Annotated in this window: 4 protein-coding genes and 1 rRNA gene; 4 read left to right on the forward strand and 1 reads right to left on the reverse strand. The window is 35.8% G+C overall.

From position 1 onward, the window contains the following. Positions 1–314 precede the first annotated feature (314 nt). The 3 genes from H280_RS0112905 to pstA all read left to right on the forward strand — a co-directional run bounded on the left by H280_RS0112905 (position 315) and on the right by pstA (position 3,386). Positions 315–1,211, forward strand: a complete 897-nt coding sequence (locus H280_RS0112905) for a phosphate ABC transporter substrate-binding protein PstS family protein (RefSeq protein WP_020061547.1) — start codon at positions 315–317, stop codon at positions 1,209–1,211. A gap of 364 nt (positions 1,212–1,575) precedes the next feature. Beyond that, positions 1,576–2,466: a phosphate ABC transporter permease subunit PstC gene (pstC, locus tag H280_RS0112910; protein WP_028411218.1), complete on the forward strand. Its 891-nt coding sequence runs from the start codon at positions 1,576–1,578 to the stop codon at positions 2,464–2,466. A 2-nt stretch (positions 2,467–2,468) separates the two neighbouring features. Next, positions 2,469–3,386 carry a phosphate ABC transporter permease PstA gene (gene pstA, locus H280_RS0112915; RefSeq protein ID WP_020061549.1) on the forward strand — a complete coding sequence of 306 codons (918 nt, stop codon included), beginning with the start codon at positions 2,469–2,471 and terminating at the stop codon, positions 3,384–3,386. Between the two features lie 217 nt (positions 3,387–3,603). Here pstA and H280_RS0112920 read toward each other — a convergent pair whose 3' ends face one another. After that, complete coding sequence (locus tag H280_RS0112920; RefSeq protein WP_020061550.1) at positions 3,604–6,648, reverse strand: efflux RND transporter permease subunit; 3,045 nt, start codon at positions 6,646–6,648, stop codon at positions 3,604–3,606. A gap of 605 nt (positions 6,649–7,253) precedes the next feature. Between H280_RS0112920 and H280_RS0112925 the strand changes: the two genes are divergently transcribed. After that, positions 7,254–7,454 (forward strand): 16S ribosomal RNA (locus tag H280_RS0112925); the annotation flags it as partial.

Consider the following 7,454-nt stretch of genomic DNA (forward strand, 5'->3'; position numbering starts at 1 on the left):
ATTCCCTCTCGCCCACTTAAAAAAATGCATTTCTGCCTTTTTTCATAAAGTAACTGAGTAGTTATGGAATTTACATTCAATTTACATTATTAAAAATAAATTTACAATGGATGATGTTTCTTAAGGTTTTTCACTTTTTTTTATAGAAAAACAATGAATATATATAGCTTTTTCTAAAGATATATTGTCTTTACTTAAAATTAAAAAACGCTTAACACTGACATAATATTAGTATTCTACAATGAATTTGTATTACGGATTATACACATAATAACGTGGAAATGAAAAGTGATAATTAAATGGGGGTACAAAACATGGTTATGAAAAAAGGATTGAAATTTTCTTTAGCGGCATTAGTAGTTGCTGGTGCTTTAGTAGGGTGCGGGAAATCAGAAAGCACAAAGGAAACTGCTAAAGGTGGTAATGAAGCAAAGCAAGAATTATCAGGTACAATTACAGCGGCTGGTTCTACGGCACTTCAACCACTTGCAGAAGAGGCAGCTAAAGAATTTATGGGGAAAAATTCAAAAGTATCAATTACAGTTCAAGGCGGCGGTAGTGGAACTGGAATTAACCAAGTAGCCTCTGGTGCTGTTCAAGTTGGTAATTCCGATGTTCCTGCTGCGGATAAAATAAAAGAAGCAGATAAAGCGAAAGAATTAGTAGATAACAAAGTTGCAGGTATCGCATTTGCGTTAGTAGTAAATAAAGATGTAAAGGTTGATAACTTAACAGTAAAACAAGTGCAAGATATTTTCTCTGGTAAAGTTACAAACTGGAAAGATGTTGGCGGAAAAGATGAAAAAATTAATATAGTTAACCGTCCAGCAGCTTCTGGTACGCGTGCTACATTTGAAAAAACAGTTATGAAAGATGTGAAAATTAACGATGCTACAGGTACAACACAAGATTCAAATGGTGCAGTAGAGCAAGCGATTAACTCTACACCAGGATCTGTTAGCTACTTAGCTATGTCTTACATGACTGGTGACAAAAAAGGATCGCTAAAAACATTAAAAATTGATGGTGTAGAACCAAAAACTGAAAATATTTCTGCTGGTAAATATCCGTTCTGGTCTTATGAATATATGATTACAAAAGGTGAAGCAAAAGAGGCAACAAAAGGCTACATTGATTATGTAAAAGGTAAAGACTTTGAAAAGAAAGTAGAAGAGATGGGTTACATCCCAATGTCTAAATTAAAGCAATAATATAAAGTGAAACTTTAATCAGTGGGGGACTCTTTATTCCCCACTGATTATTAGTTGAACCAATCGGACGTATGCCAGCGGTTTATCTCCCACCGAACATTCTAGCCACTGGAACTGGACAACAAAGAAAAGTGGAAGTGGCTCGTCCAGAATGTGAGGGGGATGGAGGTTCTGACGTAGAGGTGTATTTTACCTCGTAGGAAGAAGTGAAGCCACCGAACATTCTAGCCACTGGAACTGGACAATGTTTTCGCTGAATTTTGAGGTGGGAGTATTACTGCTCGCGAATAGCGGGATAAAGCAGGGCTGGCTGTTTAGCCAGTCCTGTTCATTTCAATATATGGAGTGAGGTTGTGGTCTTGTGATGAAGGGGAAAAAACAAATTAACTACGTAAAAAGTGAATATATTGGAAGAACACTTGTAACGCTTTGTGGTTTATTAATTGTCGCTATTACATTAGCTATTATCGTATTCATTTGTGCAAAAGGAATTCAATCATTTACACAAAGTAATATCTCAATCTCAGAAGTGTTTACATCAACAAAATGGGCGCCGAATGAAGGAAATGGAAGTTTTGGAGCTGTTATTTTCATAGTTGGATCTACGCTAGTGTCGCTTGGGGCAGTAATCATTAGTGCGCCAATCGCGATTGCACTTGCAGTGTTTATGAATTTAATTTCTCCGAAGTTTGGAAACAAGGTGTTAAAACCAGTTTTAGAATTATTGGTAGGGATCCCATCTGTTGTATATGGTTTACTAGGGGTTACGATTTTAATTCCGATTTTACGAGATTCATTTGGTGGTGTAGGATTTAGTTTAATTGCCGGTATTATTGTATTAAGTATTATGATTTTGCCAACGATTGCAAGTATTGCTTCTGATGCAATTCGTTCGGTTCCTTTTGAGTATTTAGAAGCCTCTTATGGTTTAGGATCGACGAAGTGGCAAGCGATTAGTCGTATTATTGTTCCTGCTGCCAAACAAGGTATTTTAACAGGGGTTGTTCTTGGAGTAGCTCGAGCTTTCGGGGAAGCATTAGCAGTACAAATGGTAATAGGAAATACAATAAAATTACCGGAAGGAATCTATGGTCCAACTTCAACTTTAACGGGTATTTTGACAATGGATATGACAAATACGTTAAATGGAACAGCCTGGAATAATGCGCTATGGACGTTAGCGATGATACTACTTTTGATTTCTTTCTTATTTATTGTAGTAATTCGAGCGATTGGCCAAAGAGGTGAAAGATAACGATGAATGCTAGAACAGTTAATAGTATATGGACAGGTATTTTATATGCAGTTGCTTTCTTTATAGTTACTTTACTTGTTTTTCTTGTATATGAAATTTTACAAAAAGGTTGGGGATTTTGGGATCCGAGTTTTTTATTTGGAGAGTCGAGTAATACAAGAGCAGGAGGAGGAATTGGACCTCAATTATTTAACTCCTTTTACATGCTTGTTATTACATTGATTATCTCAATTCCTTTAGGCCTTGGTGCAGGAATTTACTTGGCGGAATATGCAAAGCAAGGTCGTTTTTTAAATTTTGTGCGCTTATGCATTGAGACAATGGCTTCTTTACCTTCTATTGTAGTTGGTCTATTTGGATTGCTTGTGTTCGTTACAACGGCAGGTTGGGGATATACTGTTATGGGCGGAGCTTTAGCCTTAACAATTTTAAATTTACCAGGTTTAACACGCGTTTGTGAAAATGCAATGACAGAAATTCCAACAAATGTGAAAGAAGCAAGTCTTGGATTAGGTGCAACAAAGTGGCAAACAATTGTAAGAATTATGCTTCCAACTGCATTGCCGCAAATTATTACAGGTGTAATTTTAGCGGCTGGACGTATTTTTGGTGAAGCGGCAGCACTCATTTACACAGCTGGATTAACATCACCAATTTTAAACTCGGCAGCGGAATTTTCAAGCCCTTCACATCCATTAAATCCATTTCGACCAGCAGAAACATTAGCTGTGCATATTTGGAAGTTAAATTCTGAAGGAATTATTCCTGACGCGAAACTAATTGCAACAAAATCAGCAGCAGTATTAATTATTATGGTATTACTATTTAATATTATTGCACGCTTTACAGCATCTATACTCCATAAGCGCTTTACTGGTACGAAAAAAACTCGCAAAAGTAGTAAAGTAAAAGCAGCTTAACTTACTATATATAAAGTGAATAACAGACATAAAAAACATAAAAATCCCTTTCTTTTAGGTGGGTGAGAGCTGTATAGAAGCGGTCAGTGCCTTTTCCTGCCACGTGCGAGGTTTAAACTAAAGTGAGGAAGCGAGTTGGGAATCACTTTTATTTTGTGAAATTTTGATAGAAAAAACAACAGCCGTATTCAGACTTCTGAATACGGCTGTTGTAGTGTTAAGATTTAGGAACATCTATATAAGATTTATGTCTGTTTTTACGTTTTTTTCTACTACCGATTTGATCTAGTAATTCGTACATAACGGGTACGACAACTAGTGTTAGTAATGTAGAAACTAATAAACCGCCAATGACTACAACAGCTAAGCTTTTAGATACCATACTTCCAGCTTGTGCATCACCGAATAGTAGAGGAAGCATTGCGAAGATGGTTGTAATAGCTGTCATAATAATTGGGCGCAACCGTACAGAACCAGCTTCTAATAGTGCTTCTCTTGTTGCTATTCCTTTTTCGCGGTTTTGTTGTACACGTTCTATTAAGACAATTGCATTGGTTACAACAATCCCGATTAGCATTAAAGCTCCAATAAGAGAGTTTAAATCGACAGGTGTTTGTGAAATAATTAAACCTAAAATCCCGCCTACAGCTGCTAGTGGGAGAGAGAATAAAATTGCGAATGGTGCGCGTGCTTGCCCGAAAGTAATAACCATAATTAAGTAAACGATCCCAATCGCGATTCCCATAATCTTAAATAAATCAGTGAAATTTTCCTGCATCGATTCTGTTGCCCCGGCAATGTTAACTTTTGCCCCATCAGGCAATTTCAAATCTGCAATAGCTGTATTTACTTCTGCGCTTACTTTACTTAAGTCTTCATCTTTCGCTTCGGCTGTCACTTGAATTGTTTCTTTGCCGTCCTTGTGGAATATTTCGGTTTGTGTTTGTTTTTCAGAAATCGTTGCAACGTCTTTTAATGTGATGAAACCACTACTTGGCGACAAAATAATTTCGTTTAAAATCGCATCTTTATTAGGGTTCGCTGTTTTTTTGTGTTCTAGCATAATAGTTGTCTTTTCATTGTCCAATGTGATTTGACCAATTGGTGATTTTTTCATTAAAAATGCAACTTGTTGTCCAATTACTTCAGAGTTTAGGCCAGCCTTTTCTGCTTTTGTTTGATCAACGTTAATAGCCCATTCCTTTTTCTCTTCTTCTGTATTTGTTTTTACTTTTGAAAGATTATTTAAGCTTTTTAACTTTGTAGTAACAAGGTCGGAAGCTTGTTTTAAATCTTTATTATTGTTTGCGGTGATGTTAAATTGTAATGCATTTCCACCACCGAAGTTTGAAAAGCTTACTTTTATATAATCAAATGTCGCTGGTTGAAATTGATTCTGTTCTTTTTTTAGTTTATTAATGTACGTTTCAAGGTCAACTCCCTTTTTAAACCCTACAAATATACTTGCAAGATTGCTTTTTGTCGTCTGTCCCCACTGGGCAGCTTCTGAAGAGGAACCCATTTGTAATATAACGTCTTTTACATTTGAATCTGCAAGTAATTTTTTCTCGAATTCAAAAGCTTGCTGTTTTCCTTTCTCTAAATCGTAATTAGCAGGGAATGTCATATTAATAGAAAGCATGGTGTTATCATTAGATTTAATGTTTGCTTTTGGGAGTAGGATGTAAGCTGCAATTGAACCAACAAATAATAAAAAAGCGGTAAGTAAAATGATAAATTTATGCGATAACGACCATTTTAAAATAGCTGTATAACGTTTCGTTTCTTTTTGCTCTGTATGTCTTGTGTTCTTTAATAGTAGAAAAGCCATGAGAGGTACAACTGTTAAGGCCACTAATAAAGATGAAAGTATTGAATATACAACTGCCAACACCATAGGTAACATAAATTCACCAATTCCACCCGCTACAAAACCGATCGGTAAAAAAACAGCGACAGTTGTTAATGTAGAAGATGTAATTGCAATTGCAACTTCTTTCGTAGAATCAATAATAACGTCTTTTGAGAAAGTATCTTTTTGTAAACGACGGAAAATGTTTTCGATTACAACGATACTATCATCGACGAGACGTCCGACAGCAACTGCTAATCCACCTAATGTTAAAATATTTAAAGTGATATTAGATTGATTAAGTAAAAAGAGTGTAAGGAATATTGATAATGGGATACTAACAATGGAAATTAAAGTAGTACGAATGTTACGCAAGAAAATTAAAATGATAAATGTAGCAGCGATCGCACCAAGGACAACTTCTTTCCCCATACTTGTAACAGCATTTTGGACTTGTTCGTGTGTAGACATGAGTGTTTTTATAGTGAAGGTGTCTTTATATTGCTTATTTATATCATTAACTTTTTTCTCGATTTCTTTTCCAATTGTAACAGCATTTTTACTCGGTTCTTTCGTAATGACGAGTGCTGCACCATCGTCTCCGTTAATGTGTGAAATAGCATCATGATGTTGTTTTAGTTCAACCTTTGCGATGTCGCGTAACTTCACCTCAGGTGTTAGCGTAATGTTTTGGATATCATCAATGCTTTTTATTTCTCCAATTACACGAAGTAGATGATTTTCATTATTTATAGATATTTGCCCAGCTGGTATAGAAGCTTCTTTTCCTTGCAAGGAGGATACGATTTGTGATGTTATGATGTTTTGATCTTTCATTTTAACGGGATCTAATACAATAGATAATTCAGATGTGGATTTCCCATGAAACATAACATTAGCAACGCCATCGATACTTTCAAGTTGCGGGATAATTTCTTTTTCAATTTGTTTCTCATCAGCTTTTGTGAAGCCATTTTTCTTTTGAACCGTAATTTGTGCGAGTGGAATCATAGAAGTGTTTAGCTGGCTGATCACAGGTTTCATGATGCCTTTTGGTAGTGTTATGCCGTTTGTAATTTTTTCAACTTCACGTGCTGCATCTTTCATATTTGTCTTTGAAGTGTACAAAATTTCAATCTTTGATAATCCTTCACTTGTTGATGATGTGATCGTATCGACATGTGAAAGATTTCGATACTGCTTTTCGAGAGGTTCTGTTACTTCTTTTGTCATTGTTTCAGCATCTAGCCCCTCAGATAAGGTAGTGATTGTTACAACTGGTTGATCCATGCTTGGTAAAAACTCCATCGGTAATTTAGAGCCGGAATAAATGCCTAGTACAGAGATGAGAAAAACCATGATGATAATAGCGGCCCTATTTTTTAATGAAAACTTCGTCAATCTTTCCATAAATGAATTCCTCCATAATAGGGTTTGATAGTTTACTTTTCTACTATATAACAAAGGGGAGCATTTTAGAGTTAAATGTATGTAAAAAATTTCTAAAAAAAATCTTAAGTGAGGTGTTCTTTGTATAGTTAGCTAAAGGTTTATATATAAATACAAATTGAAGAATGACATAAAAACCACTTTTTTTAGGGGAGGAGACCAGAGAAACTAGCCATGCATAGAGGCGGTCAGTTCCTTTTCCATCCACGTGAAAAGTTTAAACAAAGGTAGAAAGCAAGTAGCGACCACGTTTTGTTCTGCATAGCAGCGACTTATATGTAAAAAAATCAACTTGTATTTATATAAAAGGATTGAATTGATAGTATAAAAAAACTTTCTTTTTTTCCTGAAAAAATACTTGTATTTTAAAAAAGAGGATGGTATATTAATAAACGTCGCTGATGCACGAAAGCAGAAAGCGAAAAAATAAAAAACTTAGTTGACATCGAATGATTTAAATGTTAGCATAAGGAAGTCGCAATTGAGCGACAGACAAGTTCTTTGAAAACTGAACGAAACAAACAACGTGAAACGTCAATTTTTATTTACGAAGCTAGACAAACACTTTATTGGAGAGTTTGATCCTGGCTCAGGATGAACGCTGGCGGCGTGCCTAATACATGCAAGTCGAGCGAACCGATTAAGAGCTTGCTCTTAAGAAGTTAGCGGCGGACGGGTGAGTAACACGTGGGTAACCTGCCTATAAGACTGGGATAACTCCGGGAAACCGGGGCTAATACCGGATAACATTTTGCACCGCATGGTGC

It is taken from the genome of Bacillus sp. 123MFChir2 (assembly GCF_000383235.1).
GTDB lineage: Bacteria > Bacillota > Bacilli > Bacillales > Bacillaceae_G > Bacillus_A.